This window comes from Oleiagrimonas soli, from assembly GCF_000761445.1.
GTDB lineage: Bacteria > Pseudomonadota > Gammaproteobacteria > Xanthomonadales > Rhodanobacteraceae > Oleiagrimonas > Oleiagrimonas soli.
In genome coordinates, this window is the sequence record NZ_KN196470.1 from 89,380 (window position 1) to 107,223 (window position 17,844).

Annotated in this window: 19 protein-coding genes; 11 read left to right on the forward strand and 8 right to left on the reverse strand. The window is 67.1% G+C overall.

Features of this window, described 5'->3' with window-relative positions; translation table 11 throughout:
• Positions 1–12: 12 nt before the first annotated feature.
• Positions 13–645: a glutathione S-transferase family protein gene (locus tag LF63_RS00455; RefSeq protein WP_043098878.1), complete on the reverse strand. Its 633-nt coding sequence runs from the start codon at positions 643–645 to the stop codon at positions 13–15.
• Between the two features lie 149 nt (positions 646–794).
• On the opposite strand from LF63_RS00455, the gene LF63_RS15045 reads away from it, so the two are divergent.
• Both LF63_RS15045 and yjjJ read left to right on the forward strand, forming a co-directional pair.
• Positions 795–1,799 (forward strand): class 1 fructose-bisphosphatase, encoded by a 1,005-nt coding sequence (locus LF63_RS15045; protein ID WP_052394450.1) that lies wholly within the window; start codon positions 795–797, stop codon positions 1,797–1,799.
• Between the two features lie 117 nt (positions 1,800–1,916).
• Positions 1,917–3,293 (forward strand): type II toxin-antitoxin system HipA family toxin YjjJ, encoded by a 1,377-nt coding sequence (gene yjjJ, locus LF63_RS00465; RefSeq protein WP_043098879.1) that lies wholly within the window; start codon positions 1,917–1,919, stop codon positions 3,291–3,293.
• A 49-nt stretch (positions 3,294–3,342) separates the two neighbouring features.
• On the opposite strand, the gene LF63_RS00470 is transcribed toward yjjJ, so the two are convergent.
• Both LF63_RS00470 and LF63_RS00475 read right to left on the reverse strand, forming a co-directional pair.
• Entirely contained in the window at positions 3,343–4,761 is a 1,419-nt protein-coding gene (locus LF63_RS00470; protein WP_043098880.1) for a nicotinate phosphoribosyltransferase, read from the reverse strand.
• Positions 4,762–4,825: 64 nt separating this feature from the next.
• Positions 4,826–5,875, reverse strand: a complete 1,050-nt coding sequence (locus tag LF63_RS00475; protein ID WP_043098881.1) for a bifunctional nicotinamide-nucleotide adenylyltransferase/Nudix hydroxylase — start codon at positions 5,873–5,875, stop codon at positions 4,826–4,828.
• A gap of 124 nt (positions 5,876–5,999) precedes the next feature.
• On the opposite strand from LF63_RS00475, the gene LF63_RS00480 reads away from it, so the two are divergent.
• From LF63_RS00480 to LF63_RS00500, 5 genes are all read left to right on the forward strand, one after another.
• Complete coding sequence (locus tag LF63_RS00480) at positions 6,000–6,383, forward strand: GntR family transcriptional regulator (protein WP_043098883.1); 384 nt, start codon at positions 6,000–6,002, stop codon at positions 6,381–6,383.
• Between the two features lie 3 nt (positions 6,384–6,386).
• Complete coding sequence (locus LF63_RS00485) at positions 6,387–7,283, forward strand: ABC transporter ATP-binding protein (protein WP_043098885.1); 897 nt, start codon at positions 6,387–6,389, stop codon at positions 7,281–7,283.
• Positions 7,280–7,477: a hypothetical protein gene (locus LF63_RS00490; protein ID WP_043098887.1), complete on the forward strand. Its 198-nt coding sequence runs from the start codon at positions 7,280–7,282 to the stop codon at positions 7,475–7,477. The genes LF63_RS00485 and LF63_RS00490 overlap by 4 nt, the downstream gene beginning before the upstream one ends.
• Positions 7,474–8,973 (forward strand): hypothetical protein, encoded by a 1,500-nt coding sequence (locus LF63_RS00495; RefSeq protein WP_043098889.1) that lies wholly within the window; start codon positions 7,474–7,476, stop codon positions 8,971–8,973. Before LF63_RS00490 ends, LF63_RS00495 begins: the two co-directional genes overlap by 4 nt.
• 65 nt (positions 8,974–9,038) lie before the next feature.
• Complete coding sequence (locus LF63_RS00500) at positions 9,039–9,323, forward strand: hypothetical protein (RefSeq protein WP_152569189.1); 285 nt, start codon at positions 9,039–9,041, stop codon at positions 9,321–9,323.
• A 7-nt stretch (positions 9,324–9,330) separates the two neighbouring features.
• Here the strand turns inward: LF63_RS00500 and LF63_RS00505 are convergent, their stop codons facing one another.
• Both LF63_RS00505 and LF63_RS00510 read right to left on the reverse strand, forming a co-directional pair.
• On the reverse strand, positions 9,331–10,434 hold the full coding sequence (locus LF63_RS00505) for a PA0069 family radical SAM protein (RefSeq protein WP_043098894.1): 1,104 nt from the start codon (positions 10,432–10,434) through the stop codon (positions 9,331–9,333).
• Positions 10,435–10,491: 57 nt separating this feature from the next.
• Positions 10,492–11,904, reverse strand: a complete 1,413-nt coding sequence (locus LF63_RS00510; protein WP_043098896.1) for a coniferyl aldehyde dehydrogenase — start codon at positions 11,902–11,904, stop codon at positions 10,492–10,494.
• A 140-nt stretch (positions 11,905–12,044) separates the two neighbouring features.
• Between LF63_RS00510 and LF63_RS00515 the strand changes: the two genes are divergently transcribed.
• From LF63_RS00515 to LF63_RS00530, 4 genes are all read left to right on the forward strand, one after another.
• The gene (locus LF63_RS00515; RefSeq protein ID WP_043098898.1) at positions 12,045–12,290 is read left to right on the forward strand and encodes a hypothetical protein; all 246 of its coding nucleotides are present in this window, start codon (positions 12,045–12,047) and stop codon (positions 12,288–12,290) included.
• Between the two features lie 106 nt (positions 12,291–12,396).
• A complete protein-coding gene (gene acs / locus LF63_RS00520) occupies positions 12,397–14,337 on the forward strand; it encodes an acetate--CoA ligase (RefSeq protein WP_043098899.1) in 1,941 nt (646 codons plus the stop codon).
• A gap of 4 nt (positions 14,338–14,341) precedes the next feature.
• A complete protein-coding gene (locus tag LF63_RS00525; protein WP_052394451.1) occupies positions 14,342–14,986 on the forward strand; it encodes a 4'-phosphopantetheinyl transferase family protein in 645 nt (214 codons plus the stop codon).
• Between the two features lie 239 nt (positions 14,987–15,225).
• The gene (locus tag LF63_RS00530; RefSeq protein WP_043102746.1) at positions 15,226–15,978 is read left to right on the forward strand and encodes a pyridoxine 5'-phosphate synthase; all 753 of its coding nucleotides are present in this window, start codon (positions 15,226–15,228) and stop codon (positions 15,976–15,978) included.
• Positions 15,979–16,096: 118 nt separating this feature from the next.
• Here LF63_RS00530 and LF63_RS00535 read toward each other — a convergent pair whose 3' ends face one another.
• The 3 genes from LF63_RS00535 to LF63_RS00545 form a co-directional block, all read right to left on the reverse strand.
• On the reverse strand, positions 16,097–16,516 hold the full coding sequence (locus LF63_RS00535) for an ExbD/TolR family protein (protein WP_043098901.1): 420 nt from the start codon (positions 16,514–16,516) through the stop codon (positions 16,097–16,099).
• A gap of 163 nt (positions 16,517–16,679) precedes the next feature.
• On the reverse strand, positions 16,680–17,093 hold the full coding sequence (locus LF63_RS00540) for an ExbD/TolR family protein (RefSeq protein ID WP_043098903.1): 414 nt from the start codon (positions 17,091–17,093) through the stop codon (positions 16,680–16,682).
• A 16-nt stretch (positions 17,094–17,109) separates the two neighbouring features.
• A complete protein-coding gene (locus LF63_RS00545) occupies positions 17,110–17,838 on the reverse strand; it encodes a MotA/TolQ/ExbB proton channel family protein (RefSeq protein ID WP_043102749.1) in 729 nt (242 codons plus the stop codon).
• Between the last annotated feature and the right edge of the window lie 6 nt (positions 17,839–17,844).

The window sequence follows — 17,844 nt, forward strand, 5'->3', positions numbered from 1 at the left end:
GACCGCGACGGATCAACCCTCCTGGCTGGCCGCCAGCGCTTTATCCTTCTGTGCCGCGCGCGCCATCGCCGGACGCGCCATGACGCGGTCGATGTAGGCGCGCATTGCCGGCGTCTCCGGCACCAGGCCGAAACCCACGGTCCAGTTCAAGGCCGTGCCCCACAGCACATCGGCCGCGGTAAAGCGGTCGCCCAGCCACCACTCGCCCTGGTCGACTTGCGCACGCACCAGCGCCATCACGTCCTCGAAGCCGCCGTAGGGCGAGGTCGACTTCGCCGCCGGTTCGCGCTTCATCGAGCGGTCCACCACCGCCGGCTCGAAACAGGAACCGTAGAACACCATCCAGCGCAGATACGGGCCGCGCAGCGGATCGGTCAGCGACGGCGCCAATCCTTTCTCCGGGTACAGATCGGCCAGGTACATCATCACCGCCGGCTGCTCGGTAATCAGCGCCTCGCCGTGGCGGATCGCCGGCACCTTGCCCATCGGATTGATCGCCAAGTACTCCGGATCGCGCTGGGTGCCGGTCTTGAAGTTGAGCACGTGCATGTCGTAGTCCACGCCCAGCTCCTCGAACAGGGCGCGGGTGCCGCCGGAACGGCTGTGCGGGGCATGGAAGAAAGTGACGTACGGGGTTGGACTCACGGGATCGCTCCTCGTTCGGCAGGTCGATACGGGCATCATGCGCCGCCCCTGCTGCCAGCGTGGTGTCAGCAGCCTGAACGGGGGCGGCGACTTTCGGGTCCGGCCCGCGTCCGCGACAATAGCGTCTTTATCCGCGACGGAATCCCGCCATGAAGTCCATCACCCTGACACAGTTCCTGACCGAGGAGCGCCGCGCCGGCTACGGCAGCACCGACCTGACCCAGCTGCTGGAAGTGGTGGCGCGCGCCTGCAAGCGCATCGGCGTGGCGACCGGCAAGGGCGCGCTGGGCGGCGTGCTGGGCGAGGCCGGTTCGGACAACGTGCAGGGCGAGGCGCAGAAGAAGCTGGACGTGCTGTCCAACGAGATCCTGCTCGACGCCAACGCCTGGGGTGGGCATCTGGCCGCCTGCGCCTCGGAGGAGATGGCCGATCCGCAGCCGATTCCCGACGCCTATCCCAAGGGCGGCTACCTGCTGCTGTTCGATCCGCTGGACGGCAGTTCCAACATCGACGTCAACATCGCCGTCGGCACCATCTTCTCGGTGCTGCGCCGGCCGCAGGGCCACCGCCAGGACGTGTCGGTGAACGAGTTCCTGCAGCCGGGTACGCAGCAGGTCGCCGCCGGCTACGTGGTCTACGGCCCCAGCACGCTGCTCGTGCTGACGCTCGGCCACGGTACCCACGTGTTCACTCTGGACCGCGAGGTCGGCAGCTTCATCCTCACCCGCCGCGACGCGACGATTCCCGAGGAGACTTCCGAATTCGCCGTGAACATGTCCAACCAGCGCTACTGGGAGCCGCCGATGCAGCGCTACGTCGACGATCTGCTGGCCGGCAAGGAAGGTCCGCGCGAGCGCGACTTCAACATGCGCTGGGTGGCCTCGATGGTGGCCGACGTGCACCGCATCCTCACCCGCGGCGGCATCTTCAGCTACCCGCTGGACAGCAAGATCGCCGCCAAGGGCGGCAAGCTGCGACTGATGTACGAGGCCAACCCGATGGCCTTCATCGTCGAGCAGGCCGGCGGCGCGGCCAGCACCGGCCGCGGCCGCATCATGGACCTGCAGCCCGAAGCGCTGCATCAGCGCGTGCCGGTGTTCCTCGGTTCCAAAGCCGAGGTCGAGACTGCCGAGCGCTATCATCTGGACGCGTAACCACCAAATTATCTATTCAATTATTTATTCAAAATCGCTCTTTTTTTCTACCAAAAATATTGTTTGTATTGGTTTTTTGATGTAGAAGTAGATTCATCTATCTATTCACTAAACCGTATGCCTGCGCAGACGAACGTCACAACGTCTTTGCTGGATGCGCTGCGCCGCCGCGGTCCCAGCACCGCGGCGGACCTGAGTCGCGAACTCGGGATCAGCCAGCCAACCCTTTCGCGTCGTATCGCGGACGCGGGCGAGCACGTCGTGCGCATGGGTCGCGCCCGCGCCACGCGTTACGCGTTGGCGCGCGATGTCCGCGGGCTGGGTAGCCGCTGGCCGCTCTATCGCATCGACACGCAGGGTCGTCCGCATCGGTTCGCACAGCTGCATGCGCTGCACAACGATCATTTCTATCTCGAAACCGACCATGCTCCCGCGTGGCTGCGCGGCGAGTTCTCCCGGGGACTGTTCCCGGGCCTTCCCTGGTTCATGGACGACATGCGGCCGCAGGGCTTTCTGGGTCGCGCGTTTGCACAGCGCCACGCCAACGAACTGGGTCTGCGCAACGAACTGAACTTGTGGGACGCCGCCGACACGCTCACCGCGCTGCTGTTGCGCGGTGACGATGCGCCCGGCAACTTCGTGGTCAGCGAGAACGCACTGAAGCATGCCCTGGAAACGCAGCCTCGAACCGTGCTTGCCGCGCAGAGAAACCAGCATTACGCCACGTTCGCCCAAACGGCGATGCAGGGCGATCCGGTCGGCTCCTCGGCCGCCGGCGAACAACCCAAGTTCACGACCCGAATCCTTGAAGATGACGGCTCCGTGCGCGATGTCATCGTGAAATTCACGGAGCGCCTCGATACCGGCGATGGTGTCGCGCGGCGATGGGCCGACCTGCTGCATGCCGAGTGTCTCGCGGCACGTCTCCTGCGCGCGCACGGCATCGAGTGCGCGCTTGTCGACTGCATCGATGTCGATGACAGGCGCTATCTGGAATCGACCCGCTTCGATCGCATCGGGCCGCACGGACGCCGCGGGTTCGTCACCCTCGCCGCCCTTGATGATACCCATTACGGGGACCGGGACGACTGGGCGCATGCGGCGCAGCGACTGCAACGGGACGACTGGATCTCCCCGGACGATGCCAGGCAGATCAGCTTGCGCTGGTGGTTCGGTCGCCTGATCGCGAACAACGACATGCATTTCGGCAATCTTGGCTTCTTTCTGGACGACACTCTGCCGCTGCGGTTGGCGCCCAGCTACGACATGCTGCCCATGGCGTATCGCCCGCGGACCAGCGGCGCGCTACCCGATCACGTGATGGAGCCGCCGTCGCCGCTTCCGGAGTTTCTGGACGTCTGGCGCGAAGCCGCTTCGCTGGCCGAAAGGTATTGGCGCACACTGGCCGAAGAACCTCCGGTCAGCGCCCCTTTCCGCGATATCGCCGGAGCCAATGCCGTCCGCGTCCGGGAGGCCCTGAAGCGCTTCGGATGAACATCCCGCCGGGCCGTGCGCAGGACAACGCGCACGGCCCGACGGGCTTTCACGCCGCGTTGCTGCGCGCGCGGATGTCCTCGAAGCGCCAGTCGCGCAGCAGCTCGCCGTTCTCCCACACCGTCTCCATCGCGTGCGACCAGCCGACCGGCGGCTGCAGTTCGTCGACGCGAGCCAGTTCCGGCGGCACCTCGACGGTCTTCCAGGTGCCGTATTCGCGGTGACGCAGCAGCGTCAGACGACCGCGCTTCGAGTGCTTGCCGGGGTCGGTGACGGGCTGCTTGTAGACGTCGATCCAGCGGCCGTCGACGTGCGCGGCCGAGCACTTCAGCGCAAATTTCTGGGTGTCGCGGTTGAGCTTCTGCAGCAAGCCGCCGCCCATGCCGAAGGTGAGATTGTCGGTGGCGTAACCGGCTTCGGTGACGCGCTCCAGAATCGCGCGGATGCTGTCCGGGTCGACGCCGTCGCCCTGAATCACGCGCACGTGGTGGAGCACCTTGAAGCCCTTGCTGTTAACGGTGCTGCCGAAGGCTTCGTCGAGCAGCTGCAGGCAGCGCAGCACGACTTCCACCGGATCGCCCGAGTCGGGCCGCACCACCAGCGTGGCGCCCGAATCGATGACTTCCTGGCGCAGCGTGCGGCCCCAGTGCTCGCGCACCGCGTGGTAGATGTCGTAGCTGTCCGACACCACCGCCACCAGCCCGCCTTCGCGGCCCAGCTTGCGCAGCATGTTGCGGTAGGCGTCGACCTCGCGCTCGCGGCCCCAGCTGGTCATGGTGCTGTGTTCCGAGGCCGGGATCGAGAAGCCGGCCATCGGCTCGTGATAGTAGGCCTTGGCCGTGAGCACGCCGGCGATGGTGTCGGTGCCGAGGAAGTTCACCAGATGCGCCGCGCCGCCGAGACCGGCCGACTCGGCGCTCGACACGCCGCGCGCGCCGAAGTCGTGCAGCTTGAAGCTCAGCTGGCCGTCCGGGTCGTCGCTGGTGCGTTCGAGGAACTCGCCGATCATGCGCTTCACGTGCCAGCTGATGGTGGCCACGGTGACCGGGTACCACAGGCGCAGCAGCAGGGTCTCGACGTAGCTGGGCAGCCAGAACGCCTGCGGGTCGGTCGACTCGATGGTCGCCAGGGCGTGATGCACCGGCACCACGCTGCCCTCGGGCACGGCGCGGATGCGCAGCGGCAGATGTCCGCCGTGGGTGTCGACGATGTGTCGCCAGCCGGCGGCGTTGAACGGTTCGCCGTGGGCTGCGAAGAAGGCCGCCGCCTCGTCGACGTCGGCGTGCGTGACCGGCCGCGCCAGACGCTCCTTGAGGATCGCCTGCAGGCCGAAGAACAGCGTGCGGTCGTAGCGCCCGCCGCGCGACTCGACGTAGAAGAACGTGCCGTCGGTGTGCGGCGGGTACTGCAGCCAGTGGCTGGCCTTGTAGCTGTCGGTATCGAGGATGAGGTTGTCTAGATGGCGCATGACGAAAAGCTCCTTCTCGTCGGGAGGTGAGCCGGCGGTCTGTCCGCCGGCGGGATCGACCGCATCAGCTGCGGCCGAGAACGAATTCGAGGATGTGCAGATGGTCCTCGAACAGGCGCGGCCCCATGTCCAGCGCTTCGGCGACCGGGAACCAGCGCGCCTTCTCGGCGTCGTCGCCGCCGCGCACGCGGGGCAGTTCGCCGCTGGGAAAATCGAAGTGGAAGGCGTGAGTGATGGTGCGTCCGCGCTGCGAACGGTCCGGATGATCGAACACGTGCTGGCCGCGCAGTGAGCCGCGCAGCACCGGCAGCGGCAGCTTCAGGCGGGTTTCCTCGCGCAGCTCGCGCAGGCAGCTGTCGAGGATGCTCTCGTCCTGCTGCACGAAGCCGCCCGGCAGCGCCCACAGCCCCTTGCCCGGCGCGGCGCGGCGGCGCACCAGCAGCACGTGGCCCGAATGCACCACCACCGCGTCGGCGGTGACGAAGGTCGGCGGGTACGGCGCATCGGCCCAACCGGCGCGGTAGTCGCGGATGAAGCGGTATTCCTCGACCAGCTGCGTGTAGGCCGGGGTGTTGCGGCGGAACGCGTCGAGCATCTCGAACACCGGCGCGGGCACGTTGGCCTGCAGCAGGCGCATGGCGCCGTTGCCGTGCTCGTCGGCGGCCTCGAACAAGTAGCGACGCAATTCGGTGGCCGACAGCGTCTCGGTGCGCTGCACGTCCTGCAGCGGCCACTGCGGAAATTCGCGCAGGTAGTAGCTGCTGGCGTCCTTGTCCTGGCCGATCAGGCCGATGCGCGCGTCCGCGCCGCCGCCGTCAACGTGCACGACCTCGGCCACCGCGCGTTGCACGTCGGCCAGCCAGTGCGGCTCGTTGTAGAGATGGTCGCGCAGCGGGCGGAACAGCAGGCGATCGTCCACGTCCTCCAGCGCCGCGCGCGCCATGATCTCGCGTTCGGCGACGGTCCAGGGATTGCGGATGGTGCGGGGGGCGTCGGCGCAGCCGACCAGGAAGATGAGTTTGCGCGCGCGGCCCAGGGCGGCGCGGGCGACGGCGGCGTGACCGTTGTGGAACGGTTCGAAGCGGCCGATGAAGACCAGATAGTCGTAGTCCATGAGACTCCCTCACGGTGGCGTTGTCGCCGCGAGTCTGTCCCGCGGCTCGGTTTCATCGTACGCCTGCGGCGCGGCGATGCAAAGGACTTGACATCGCACCAAGTGTATTGTTGTATTGATACACATGGATGCATCGATCCTCACCATTCAACCGACGTCGCCGGAGCCGATCTACCGGCAGATCGTCGAACAGCTGCGGCGCCTGATCGCCGGCGGCCAGCTGACGCCGGGCGAAAAACTGCCCTCGGTGCGCGAGGTGGCCGGCTTCCATGCGGTCAACCCGATGACCGTGTCGCGCGCCTACGGCCTGGCCGAATCCGAAGGCCTGCTCGAACGCCAACGCGGCAAGGGCATGGTGGTGGCGACCGGGCAGGGCATCAGCCGCAGCGAGAACGAACGCATGCAACTGCTGGAACCGCATCTGCACGAAACCGCGCGCCAGGCGCGCGAACTGGAACTGCCCGCCGACGAAGTCGTGCGGCGGCTGCAACAACTGCTGGGGGAATAACGCATGAACGCCGTACTGCACATGGACGAATCCGCTCTCGATGCGCCGCTGTCGGTGCGTGGCGTCGCCCATGCCTACGAGGGACGCAACGCCCTGCGCGGCGTCGACCTGGACCTGCCGCGCGGCAGCGTGCTGGGTCTGATCGGCCGCAACGGCGCGGGCAAGTCCACCCTGATCCGCGCCATGCTCGGCCTGCTCGAACCGCTGGCCGGCGAGACGCGCGTGTTCGGCGAACCGGCCCTGCGCCTATCCGACGCCGCCAAGGCGCGCATCGCCTACGTGCCGCAGCAGCCCGAGGCGCTGGCCTGGCTGACCGCGACGCAGATGTTCGACTACCTGTCGCGCTTCTACCCGAACTGGGACGCCGGCTTCGTCGAACGCACGATGCAGCGCTGGCAGCTGCCGACGAATCGCGTCATGGCCAAGCTGTCGCCGGGCGAACGCCAGCGCGTGGATCTGATCCGCGCCCTGGCCTCGCAGCCCGAACTGCTGGTGCTGGACGAACCGGCCGCCGCGCTCGATCCGGTGGCGCGCCGCGACCTGCTGCGCGAGGTCGCCCTGCGCGCCGGCGAGGCGGGCGCGACGGTGCTGTTCTCGACCCATATCGTCTCCGACCTGGAACGCGCGGCGTCGGAGATCGCCTTCCTGCACGACGGCCAATTGCTGCTGCACTGCGGCCTGGACGAGACCAAGGAACGCTATGCGCGCCTGTGGTTGCCCGCCAGCCAGAGTGCCGCCGCGCCGCCACACGCCCTCAGTCGTCACCGCCACGACGACGGCAGCCTGAGCGTGGTGGTCGAACGCGGCGAAGACGGCGGCTGGCCCGAAGCCGCGCGCCTGCCCGGTGCACGCGTTGATGCGCTGGGCCTGGAAGACCTGTTCGTGGAGATCGCCGAATGAACGCGCATACGCTGCACGCCGTCGTCCGGCGACCCGCGAACGCGCTGCGCCGGACCCGACGCTGGCCGGTGCTGCTCGGTCTGGCCGGCCTGCTGACGGTGAGCCTGGCCCTGCTGCTGCACGTGGGACCGGTCTGGATGATGCTCTGCGCGCTGCTGCCCGGCCTTGGTCTGGGCCTGGAGATCAGCCGATGAACACCATCCTGATCACGCCGTGGCGCGGCACGCCCCCGCAGATGCGCTGGATCGGCAGCGGCGTGCTGGTGCTGTGCGCGCTGGGCGCGGCGCTTGCCGGCGCGCTCGCGCACAAGTCCGACTGGCCAATGACCTCGGCCATGATTCTCGGCTTCGGCCTGGCCTACGGCTGGGCGTTCCTGATGGCCAGCACCATGTTGCTGGCCGTCGACGCGCATCAGCTGCGCCTGCCCGGCATCGCCCGTCGCATCACTCTGAGCATCCTGGTCTATCTGCTGCTGAGCGTGGTGCCCGCGACGCTGGTGCTGGGCGCCTTCGGCGGCCATTACCTGTCGATTGCGCTGGTGCTGCTGCTGTTTTGTCTGGTCGGTCTGGCGTTCACCACGCTGCCGCGCTTCATCGCCATGTGGATGGTGTTCCTGCCCGCGCTGAGCGGCGCCATGAAGCACACCATCTCGATTCCGGGACCGAGCTCGCCGCTGTTCTTCGACTGGGCCGGACCCGCCGTACTGCTGCTCAGCGTGGTGATCGTGCTGCGTTGGCGCCAGCTGGTGCGCGCGGAGAAACGTCTGGAGCAGGGCCTGAGCAGCGCGATGGTAATGCAGTTCCGACGCAAGTCCGGCTGGAACGAATGGAGCATGGCCTGCCAGGACGGCAGCAGCGCGCTGCGCAATCGCCCGGACTGGATGCTGGCGCGCGTGGACCTGCGCCGTGTCGGCCCGAAGCACCTCGCGCGCACCCTGCGCGTGGCGCTGGGCGGCTGGTACGTGCCGCGCAGCTTCGTCGGCCACCTGCGCAATCTGGCGCCGGCCCTGCTGCCGATGGTGGTGATTCTGCCCGTGCTGTTGATCGTGCAGACCAGCGGCAAGCCCTCGGCAGCCCTGTTGCGCGGCTTCAGCGTCGGCATGATCGGCTGGATCGGCATCTTCGGCTCGGCGATGGTGGCGATCATGAGCGCCACGACCCTGCGCCGGCGCTGGTCGCAGGTCAACGGCGAGCTGCCCCTGCTGGCCCTGCTGCCCGGCCTCGGCGACGTCGAACAGGTGAAGCGCACCCTCCTGCGCGCCGCCCTGCGTCCGCCCGCCGTGGCGCTGGCGATCATCATGGTGCTGATGCTGCTCGCGGCCTGGGCGCTGCACATGAACGCGCTGGGCATGGTCGCCATCGCGCTGAGCCAGATCGGCTGCGGCCTGCTGCTGTTCGCGCTGGCGCTGGACGTGCTCGGCGGACGCCCGATGGCCTCGTGGAAACTGGCGGTGCTGATCACGCTGACCGTCACCCTGACCAGCCTGTCGTGCTTCATGCCAATCACTTCGCTCGGTCGCGACGCGTGGGCCTACGCCGACCGTGTCGTCGCCATGCTGATCGCGGCCTGGATCGGCATGGCCGGACTGCTGCTGGTGCTGGGCTGGCGCGGCGCGCGACGTTTCCGCCATCGCCGGCATGCCTTCCTGATGCTGGACACGGCGGCGCCGCGGGATACCTCCGCGCCATAGGCGCCGCGCTTCGCCGATCGCGCACGACGCGCAGGAACACACTCTCGGACACCGAGATGACGTCGATGCACATCCAACCCTCCGAAGCCACGCGGGATGCCTTACCCTCGCCCGCTGCGCGCCCGTGGTGGCGCAAACTGCTGGTGCCCGTGGCGCTGGCGGTCCTGGCGCTGGTGGTGCTCAGCCCCGAGTTCGCGTTTCTCGGCGTGTTCCTCGATGCGGCCGTCGTCGACGTGCTGATGATGATGCTGGGCATGCAGCTGCTGCTGTTCCGCGATCAGTGGCTCGCACTGGCGCGCAACGCATGGACGGCGACGGCACGGCGCTGGCGAAGCCTGCGGCGGCGCTGAGCGAAGCTCAATCGGCCGCGAACAACTCGCCCTGCGGCGACGGCGGACGCGGCGGCCGGAAGCGATCGGTGTCGAGCTGCAGGTCGCGCGCGCGAGCGAAACCGTACCGGCGACAGGCGACCTCGAAACGCCGGCGCAGCAGATCGGCGAACACGCCCTTGCCGCGCATGCGGGTGCGGAAATCGCTGTCGTAGTCGCGCCCGCCGTGCATCTGCTGGATCAGGCTCATGACATGTTCCGCGCGCTGCGGCGCATGCAGCGCCAGCCATTCGCGGAACAGCGTCTTCAGCTCCCACGGCAGGCGCACCGTGGTGTAACCGGCGCAACGCGCGCCTTCCGCGGCGGCCCGCTCCAACACCTTTTCCATGTCCTTGTCGTTGAGCGCGGGAATGATCGGCGCCACCAGCACGCCCACCGGCACGCCGGCGTCGGCCAGCGCGCCGATGGCGCGCAGCCGCCGATGCGGCGCGCTGGCGCGCGGTTCCAGCTTCGCCGCCAGACAGTTGTCCAGCGAGTTGACCGAGACGAACACCTGCACCAGTCGCTGCGCCGCCATCGGCGCCAGCAAATCGAGATCGCGTTCGACCATGGCGTTCTTGGTCACGATCGTGCACGGATGCCGGCACTCGGCCAGCACTTCCAGCGCGGCGCGGGTCAGGCGCAGGTTCTTCTCGACCGGCTGGTAGGGGTCGGTGTTGCTGCCGATATTGATCGGACTGACTTCGTAGCCGGGCCGCGACAGCTCGCGCCGCAACACCTCGGCAAGGTTTTCCTTGGCGCGGATGCGGGTCTCGAAATCCAGTCCCGGCGAGAGGTTCAGGTAGCTGTGCGAAGGCCGCGCGAAGCAGTACACGCAACCGTGCTCGCAACCGCGGTAGGGATTCATCGCCTGGGTGAAATGGATGTCCGGCGAGTCGTTGCGCGTGATCACGCTGCGCGCTCGCTCGGGCGTCACCTGCGTGCGCGGGCGCGGCGCATCGGCATCCAGCAGCGCGCTCTGCCAGCCATCGTCCTCGTGCGAATGGCGCACGGTCTCGAAGCGCCCTTCCGGATTGGAAGCGGCGCCGCGTCCCTTGATGGCCTGCGGTCGGTCGGGGTCGATGGCATGCATGCCGCGCAGGCTAGCGCCGCGCCGTCTCAGCGACGGCGACGCACCCGAAACCCCGATTCAACGCCGCAGCAACAACCCCATCATGCGCCGGAAGCGCGCGCCGTAGGGCGGGTTGAGCAGGCCGACGCCGTTCAGGCGCGTCTGGCGGAACACCGGCAGCATCTTCGAGAACGTGCGGAATCCCGCTTCACCGTGGTACGCACCGAGACCGGAAGCGCCGACGCCGCCGAACGGCAGATGATGCTGGGCAACGTGGTAGAGCGTGTCGTTGATGCACATGCCGCCGGCCAACTGGCTGCGCTCGACACGGCGCTGCACGGCGCGGTCGTCGTCGAACAGGTACAGCGCCAGCGGATGCGGACGTGCGGCGATGTAGTCCAGCGCATCCTGCAGCTCGTCGTAGGGAACCACGGGCAGCAGCGGTCCGAAGATCTCTTCCTGCATGACACCGGCGGCGTCTGGGGTGTCGGTCAGCACCGTCGGTGGCAGCACGCGCCGCGCATCGTCCGACGACGACGACGCCAGCGCATGCGCCTTCGCGCCGCGTTCCACGGCTTCGTCGCGCAGACGCAGCAACCGCGCGTGCTTGGCGGCGTCGACAATGCTGGCGTACTGGCCGCCGGCCGCCAACTGCGGATACATGCGCGCGACCACGCGCCGCGCGCAGGCGATGAAGTCGGCTTCGCGACCGCGCGGCAACAACACGTAGTCCGGCGCGATGCAGGTCTGCCCCGCATTGACGCACTTGCCGTAGACGATGCGCTCGACCGCCGCCTCGAAACGCGCGCCCGGGCCGATGATCGCCGGCGACTTGCCGCCCAGTTCCAGTGTCACCGGCGTCAGATTCGCCGCCGCGGCGCGCATCACGTGGCGACCGACGGCGGTCGAACCGGTGAACAGCAGATGGTCGAACGGCAGCGCGGAGAACGCCTGCGCCACGCTGGCATCGCCATTGACCACGCAGACCTCGCCCTCGGGGAAATACTGCGCGATCAGATCCGCGAACAGCGCGGCGAAGCGCGGCGTGTACTCGCTCATCTTCACCATCGCGCGGTTGCCGGCCGCCAGCGCATCGACCAGCGGCCCCACGGCCAGGAACAGCGGATAGTTCCACGGCACGATGATGCCGACCACGCCCAGCGGCCGAGGCACCAGCAGCGTGCGCGCCGGCAGGAACCACAGCCCGGCCAGATGCCGTTTCGGCTTCATCCAGCGACGCAGATGGCCGCGTGCATGACGCACGGCCTGCAACGACGGGAACAGTTCCAGCAGCTGCGTTTCCTCAGTCGGACGACCGCCGAAATCCGCATCGATGGCGGCGCAGATCGCGTCCTGGTGTTCACCCAGCAGCGCGGCGAGCGCATCCAGCCGCTGCCGCCGCATGTCGGCGGTCGGATGCGGTTGCGCGCGCTGCGCTGCGCGCATCGTGTCGAGCAGATCGCTGAGTTGATCGGGGTCGGCGTGGGTCATGCGCGTTTCCGTCGGTGGCGGCACATCCCACGATACCCGATCCGACGCCGCGACCATGCGATCCCGTGTCGCGCGGCATGTCCCAGCGGCGCATCGCCGGGCTATGATCGGGGCCTGTGTTCCGGATGGAAGCTTGCGTCATGACGCGCTGGATTCTGCTGCTGTTGACTCTGTCTTCGATACTGCTGGTGATCCTGACCTCGTCGCCGTCGTGGATGACGGTCGGCATCGCCGGCGCCCTGTTCGGTCTGGTCGCCACGGTGCTGGCGTTCGCGCAGGCACGCATCGGCGCCAGCGCGCGCGGCGAGGAACTCAACGACTTCGAAATTCAGCAGCTGCAGCAGGCCATGCGTCAGCGCAAGAGCGGCGATCCGCCCGCGTCTTGACGCCGCGCTTCGAGCCGCGCCCGGGTCGGCTACACTGATCCGGCTTGCCCGTCCCTCGGCATGCCGATGGCGGGTCTGATCCCTTTCTCGTACGGAGGTGAGAACCATGTCCGAGCTGTATCCGGTGCCGCCTGATTTCGCGGCCGACGCTGGCATCGACAAGGCGCAATACGAAGCGCGCTACGCCGACTCGGTGCACGACCCGGAAGCCTTCTGGGCCGATGTCGCCCAACGCCTGGACTGGATCACGCCGCCGACCCGCATCAAGGACGTCAGCTACGCGCGCGACGACGTGCACATCCGCTGGTACGAGGACGGCGTGCTCAACGTCGCCGCCAACTGCCTGGATCGTCACCTCGCCGAGCGTGGCGACAAGACCGCGATCATCTTCGAAGGCGACGAGCCTGACGACACGCGCCACATCACCTACCGCGAACTGCACGGCGAAGTCTGCCGTTTCGCCAACGCACTGCGCCACCTCGGCGTGGGCAAGGGCGACCGCGTCGCGCTGTACATGCCAATGGTGCCCGAGGCCGCGGTCGCCATGCTCGCCTGCGCGCGCATCGGCGCGATCCATTCGGTGGTGTTCGGCGGCTTCTCGCCGGATTCGCTGGCCGGGCGCATCGCCGACTCGACCTGCAAGGTCGTCATCACCGCTGACGAAGGCGTGCGCGGCGGCAAGAAGATTCCGCTGAAGGCGAACGTCGACGCCGCGCTCGAACGCGACGGCACGCGCAGCGTGGAAACCGTGGTCGTGGTGCAGCGCACCGGCGCGGGCGTGCACATGCAGTCGCCACGCGACCGCTGGTACCACAGCCTGATCGAGGGCCAGTCCGAGGACTGCGCGCCGGAGCCGATGAACGCCGAGGACCCGCTGTTCATCCTGTACACCTCCGGTTCCACCGGCAAACCCAAGGGCGTGCTGCATACCACCGGCGGCTACCTGGTCTACGTCAGCTACACCCACGCGTGCGTGTTCGACCTGAAGGAAGAAGACGTGTACTGGTGCAGCGCCGACGTCGGCTGGATCACCGGGCACAGCTACGTGGTCTACGGCCCGCTCGCCAACGGCGCCACCACGGTGATGTTCGAGGGCGTGCCCAGCTACCCGGACGCCAGCCGTTTCTGGAACGTGGTCGACAAGCACAAGGTGACGCTGTTCTACACCGCGCCCACCGCCATCCGCGCGCTGATGCGCGAGGGCGATGCGCCGGTCACGCGCACCTCACGGCGCAGCCTGCGCGTGCTCGGCACCGTCGGCGAGCCGATCAATCCGGAGGCCTGGGAGTGGTACCACCGCGTGGTCGGCGACGAGCGCTGCCCGATCGTCGACACCTGGTGGCAGACCGAGACCGGCGGCATTCTCATCACGCCGCTGCCGGGCGCGACCGATCTCAAGCCCGGCTCGGCCACCAAGCCGTTCTTCGGCATCCAGCCGGCCGTGGTCGACGCCGACGGCAAACCGCTCGAAGGCGCCTGTAGCGGCAACCTGGTCATCACCGACTCCTGGCCCGGTCAGATGCGCACCATCTACGGCGACCATCAACGCTTCGTCGACACCTACTTCAGCACCTACCCCGGCAACTACTTCACCGGCGACGGCGTGCGCCGCGACGAGGACGGTTACTACTGGATCACCGGACGCGTCGACGATGTCATCAACGTCTCCGGCCACCGCATCGGCACCGCCGAGGTGGAGAGCGCGCTGGTCGCGCACGCCCAGGTCGCCGAGGCCGCCGTGGTCGGCTGCCCGCACGACATCAAAGGCCAGGGCATCTACGCCTACGTCACCTTGATTTCCGGCGTCGAACCGAGCGATGCCCTGCGCGACGAGCTGATCGGCTGGGTGCGCGAGCAGATCGGACCGATCGCCAAGCCCGACTTCCTGCAGTGGGCCAACGCGCTGCCGAAGACGCGCTCGGGCAAGATCATGCGCCGCATCCTGCGCAAGATCGCCGAAAACCAGCCCGAGGCGCTGGGCGACACCTCCACCCTGGCCGATCCGTCCGTGGTCGAGGTGCTGGTGCAGGAACGTCTCTCGCAGTAGGCGCGTGACGCTTTTCGACACCGCCCTGCCTGCACGCGCGTCGCGGGATCTGTCCGACGACGCCGTGCACGTTTGGCGGTTGCCCTATCGCCGCGGCGAGGGCCGCGCGCCGTTGCGCCGTCTGCTCGCGGCCTACCTGGACACGACTTCGGACCGCGTGCAGTTCCACGACGGCGAGCACGGTCGCCCGGTCCTGCGCGATGCGCCGACTGCGCTCGACTTCAACTGGTCTCACAGCGGCGACATCGCCCTGGTCGCGATCGCACGTGGCTTGCCGCAACTGGGCATCGACATCGAGGTCTCACGTCCGCGACCACGTGCACTGGCGCTCGCGGAACGTTTTTTCGCCATCGACGAACATACCCGCATCGCCGCGCTGCCCGATACGCAGCGCACCGACGCCTTCCTGCGCCTGTGGACCGCGAAGGAGGCGGTGCTCAAGGGACTCGGCGAAGGCTTGCGCTATGGCCTGCATCGGGTCGCGTTCCGCTTGGTCGAGGGCGAGCCCGTGGCGCATGCCTTCGACGGACCTGTCGGCCCGCCCGGTGCCTGGCAACTGCACCCGCTGGCCAGGCCGGATTTCACCGCCTGTTTGGCCTGGCGCGGGGCGCCGCGTCGTGTGCACTGGCTGCACATGACCGAATCCTGAAGCGGCGGGAACTTTCCCATCCGGCGCCAGTCCAATCTTTTGCAAGCCCGTACAACGTCTTGCATCGTGGAATGCTGACCACACGGACGTGGTTCCTCTCTTCTCTGGTTTCCCCTCGATTGCAGCGCACGTCACGCACGTGCGCTTTTTTTTTGCTCGCGCCACGTCACACGTGCGTTTTCTGTTCAGCCGGATCGGCTTTGCGTAAAGTAATGGGCCGTTTTGCTGTGGATTCCAGCATGACCGTTCTCAGCGTCAACCTGAATAAGATCGCCGTGCTGCGCAATTCGCGCGGCCACGACCAGCCCGACATGGCGACAGCCGCGCGCGTCTGCATGGACGCCGGATGCGGTGGCATCACGGTGCATCCGCGTCCCGACCAGCGCCACGTGCGTCCCGACGATGTCCGCCGCCTGGCCGCGCAGACCCGCGGGCGCGTGGAATTCAACATCGAGGGCAATCCCTTTGCCGGACCGCGCGAGGGCTACCCGGGCTTCCTCGAACTGGTGCGCGAAGCGCGCCCGACCCAGGTCACCCTGGTGCCCGACAGCGACGAGCAGATCACTTCCGACCATGGCTTCGATCTGCGCAGCGACATAGAACGACTGAAACCGGCGCTGGACGCGATTCATGCCGCCGGCGCGCGTTGCAGCCTGTTCATCGATGCCGGTCACGACGATGATGAAGGCTTCGCCCGCGCCGCTGAAGCCGGCGTGGCCCGTGTGGAAATCTACACCGGTCCCTACGCCGACGCTTTCGCCGCCGGCAAACCCCAAGTCGAACTGGAACGCTGCGCACAGACCGCGCGTCGTGCCCACGCGGCCGGGCTGGCGGTCAATGCCGGCCACGATCTCAGCCAGGCCAATCTGGGCGCCTTCAAGCAGGCCATTCCGGGTTTGGCCGAAGTATCGATCGGTCACGCGCTGATCGGGGAAGCCCTGTATGCCGGCCTGGACGCCACCGTGCGTCGCTATCTCGACATTCTCCGTTGAGAGCCGCTACGCCACGCCACGCGGCGCAGACTATCCGCGCTTTCAGGCACAAACTCCCGACATAAAAAAACGGGCGCCGAAGCGCCCGTCACTAGCATGTTGCACCAAGGGTGGTGCCTTACTGATCCATGTCGCGGAAGCCGATCTTCTGCATACCCACGCTCTTGGCGTCGGCCAGCACGTGGGCCATGACGTCGTACTGCGCATTGTCATTGGCCGCGATCTGCAACTCCGGCTGCTTGTCCAACGGCTTGCTGCCATAGACTTCCAGCTGCAGCTTGAGTCCAGCCTCGCTGATCGGCACGTCGTTGAGGTACAGCGAACCGTCCGCCTGGATCGTCAGCCGCAAGGGTTCCGGCGGGTTCTCCGGCGGCTTGGTGTTGGGGTTCGGCTGCGGCAGATCGATGTTGATGCGATGCGTCAACTGCGGCGCCGTGATCATGAAGATGATCAGCAGCACCAACATCACGTCCACGAGGGGCGTGACGTTGATCTCGGACATCGCCGAGCCCTTACCTGCGTTGGAACTGAAAGCCATGTTGCATCCTCCGACGCCGCGAATCCGCGAGGATTCGCCTTGTCCTCAGCATACCTCTGCCGGGACCGCGCCTACTAACTGTGATTGTGCTCGTCGAAGAGCGGGGCGCATGAAGCCATGCCGCAAACGCCCCTGCCCGTTGGCCGCCCGCGAGCGGCTCAGGTCATTGCTTGCCCGTGGAAATGAATGCGGTGTGCACCATTCCCGCGTCTTTCGCATCCTTCAGAACCGCCTTGATGTTGGCGACCTTCAGGGTCTTGTCCGCACGGATCTGAAGTTCCGGCTGCGGACTCTGCGAAGCGGCAACCTTCAGCTTCGCGACCAGTTCCGCCTTGGACACTTCGCGGTCGTTCCAGTACATGCTGCCATCCGGCTTGATCGCCAAGTCGATCGGCTTGTTGACCTTCGTCTTGCCGGCTTCCGGATTGGCCGTCGGAATCGTGACCTTCACTTTGTGCGTCAGCAGCGGTGCCGTGATCATGAAGATGATCAGCAGAACCAACATCACGTCCACGAGGGGCGTGACGTTGATTTCCGACATCACGCCGCCGTCATTACCTCCGGCGCTCATCGCCATGATTCAGTCCTCCTGCTTACTTCTTGGGCTGAGCCGGGGCGTCAACACGCGCACCGGTGGCGAAGAAGTCGTGCAGATCGTGCGCGAATTCGTCGAACTGCGCGTACGTCAGTCGGTTCGAGCGGGTGAAGAAGTTGTAGGCCAGCAGGGCCGGGATAGCGGTGAACAGACCGATGGCGGTCATGATCAGCGCCTCACCGACGGGACCGGCAACGGCCTGCATCGAAGCTTCGCCGCTGGCGCCGATGCCGATCAGGGCGTTGTAGATGCCCCACACGGTACCGAGCAGACCGACGAACGGGGCCGACGAACCGACGGTGGCGAGCAGGGTCATGCCGCCTTCCAGACGCAGGCTCTCGCGAGCCACGGCCTGACGCAGGGCACGGTCGATGAATTCCGAGCGGTTCAGCGACTCGGCCAGGCGACCGCCATCCGAACGCTGGTGATGGGCCGCGGCCGAAGCGCAGTCCAGGGCGATCTTGGAGAACGGCTCCGACTTCGGCTGGGCTTCCATCTCACGGATGGATTCCTGCGCCGAGGGATTGTTCCAGAACGCGGCGATGACCTTGTCCGCACGCGAACGGATCATCGAGTTGCGAATGAAGTTCGCGATGATGAAGTACCAAGACAGCAGGGACATCACCACCAACGTGACGAACACGATCCAGCCGAGTGCGTCGAAGTTGTGGATCAGGTTGTCGAAGCCCATCTGCGAGATGGCTTGGGCGTTGGCGTCACCACCCATCGTGGG

Excerpts from the sequence above, each read along its gene's own strand:
- LF63_RS15045 (WP_052394450.1), top strand. The coding sequence starts at position 795 with ATGAAGTCCATCACCCTGACACAGTTCCTGACCGAGGAGCGCCGCGCC.
- yjjJ (WP_043098879.1), top strand. The coding sequence starts at position 1,917 with ATGCCTGCGCAGACGAACGTCACAACGTCTTTGCTGGATGCGCTGCGC.
- LF63_RS00470 (WP_043098880.1), bottom strand. The coding sequence starts at position 4,761 with ATGCGCCATCTAGACAACCTCATCCTCGATACCGACAGCTACAAGGCC.
- LF63_RS00475 (WP_043098881.1), bottom strand. The coding sequence starts at position 5,875 with ATGGACTACGACTATCTGGTCTTCATCGGCCGCTTCGAACCGTTCCAC.
- LF63_RS00480 (WP_043098883.1), top strand. The coding sequence starts at position 6,000 with ATGGATGCATCGATCCTCACCATTCAACCGACGTCGCCGGAGCCGATC.
- LF63_RS00485 (WP_043098885.1), top strand. The coding sequence starts at position 6,387 with ATGAACGCCGTACTGCACATGGACGAATCCGCTCTCGATGCGCCGCTG.
- LF63_RS00490 (WP_043098887.1), top strand. The coding sequence starts at position 7,280 with ATGAACGCGCATACGCTGCACGCCGTCGTCCGGCGACCCGCGAACGCG.
- LF63_RS00495 (WP_043098889.1), top strand. The coding sequence starts at position 7,474 with ATGAACACCATCCTGATCACGCCGTGGCGCGGCACGCCCCCGCAGATG.
- LF63_RS00500 (WP_152569189.1), top strand. The coding sequence starts at position 9,039 with ATGCACATCCAACCCTCCGAAGCCACGCGGGATGCCTTACCCTCGCCC.
- LF63_RS00505 (WP_043098894.1), bottom strand. The coding sequence starts at position 10,434 with ATGCATGCCATCGACCCCGACCGACCGCAGGCCATCAAGGGACGCGGC.
- LF63_RS00510 (WP_043098896.1), bottom strand. The coding sequence starts at position 11,904 with ATGACCCACGCCGACCCCGATCAACTCAGCGATCTGCTCGACACGATG.
- LF63_RS00515 (WP_043098898.1), top strand. The coding sequence starts at position 12,045 with ATGACGCGCTGGATTCTGCTGCTGTTGACTCTGTCTTCGATACTGCTG.
- acs (WP_043098899.1), top strand. The coding sequence starts at position 12,397 with ATGTCCGAGCTGTATCCGGTGCCGCCTGATTTCGCGGCCGACGCTGGC.
- LF63_RS00530 (WP_043102746.1), top strand. The coding sequence starts at position 15,226 with ATGACCGTTCTCAGCGTCAACCTGAATAAGATCGCCGTGCTGCGCAAT.
- LF63_RS00535 (WP_043098901.1), bottom strand. The coding sequence starts at position 16,516 with ATGGCTTTCAGTTCCAACGCAGGTAAGGGCTCGGCGATGTCCGAGATC.
- LF63_RS00540 (WP_043098903.1), bottom strand. The coding sequence starts at position 17,093 with ATGGCGATGAGCGCCGGAGGTAATGACGGCGGCGTGATGTCGGAAATC.
- LF63_RS00545 (WP_043102749.1), bottom strand. The coding sequence starts at position 17,838 with ATGGGTGGTGACGCCAACGCCCAAGCCATCTCGCAGATGGGCTTCGAC.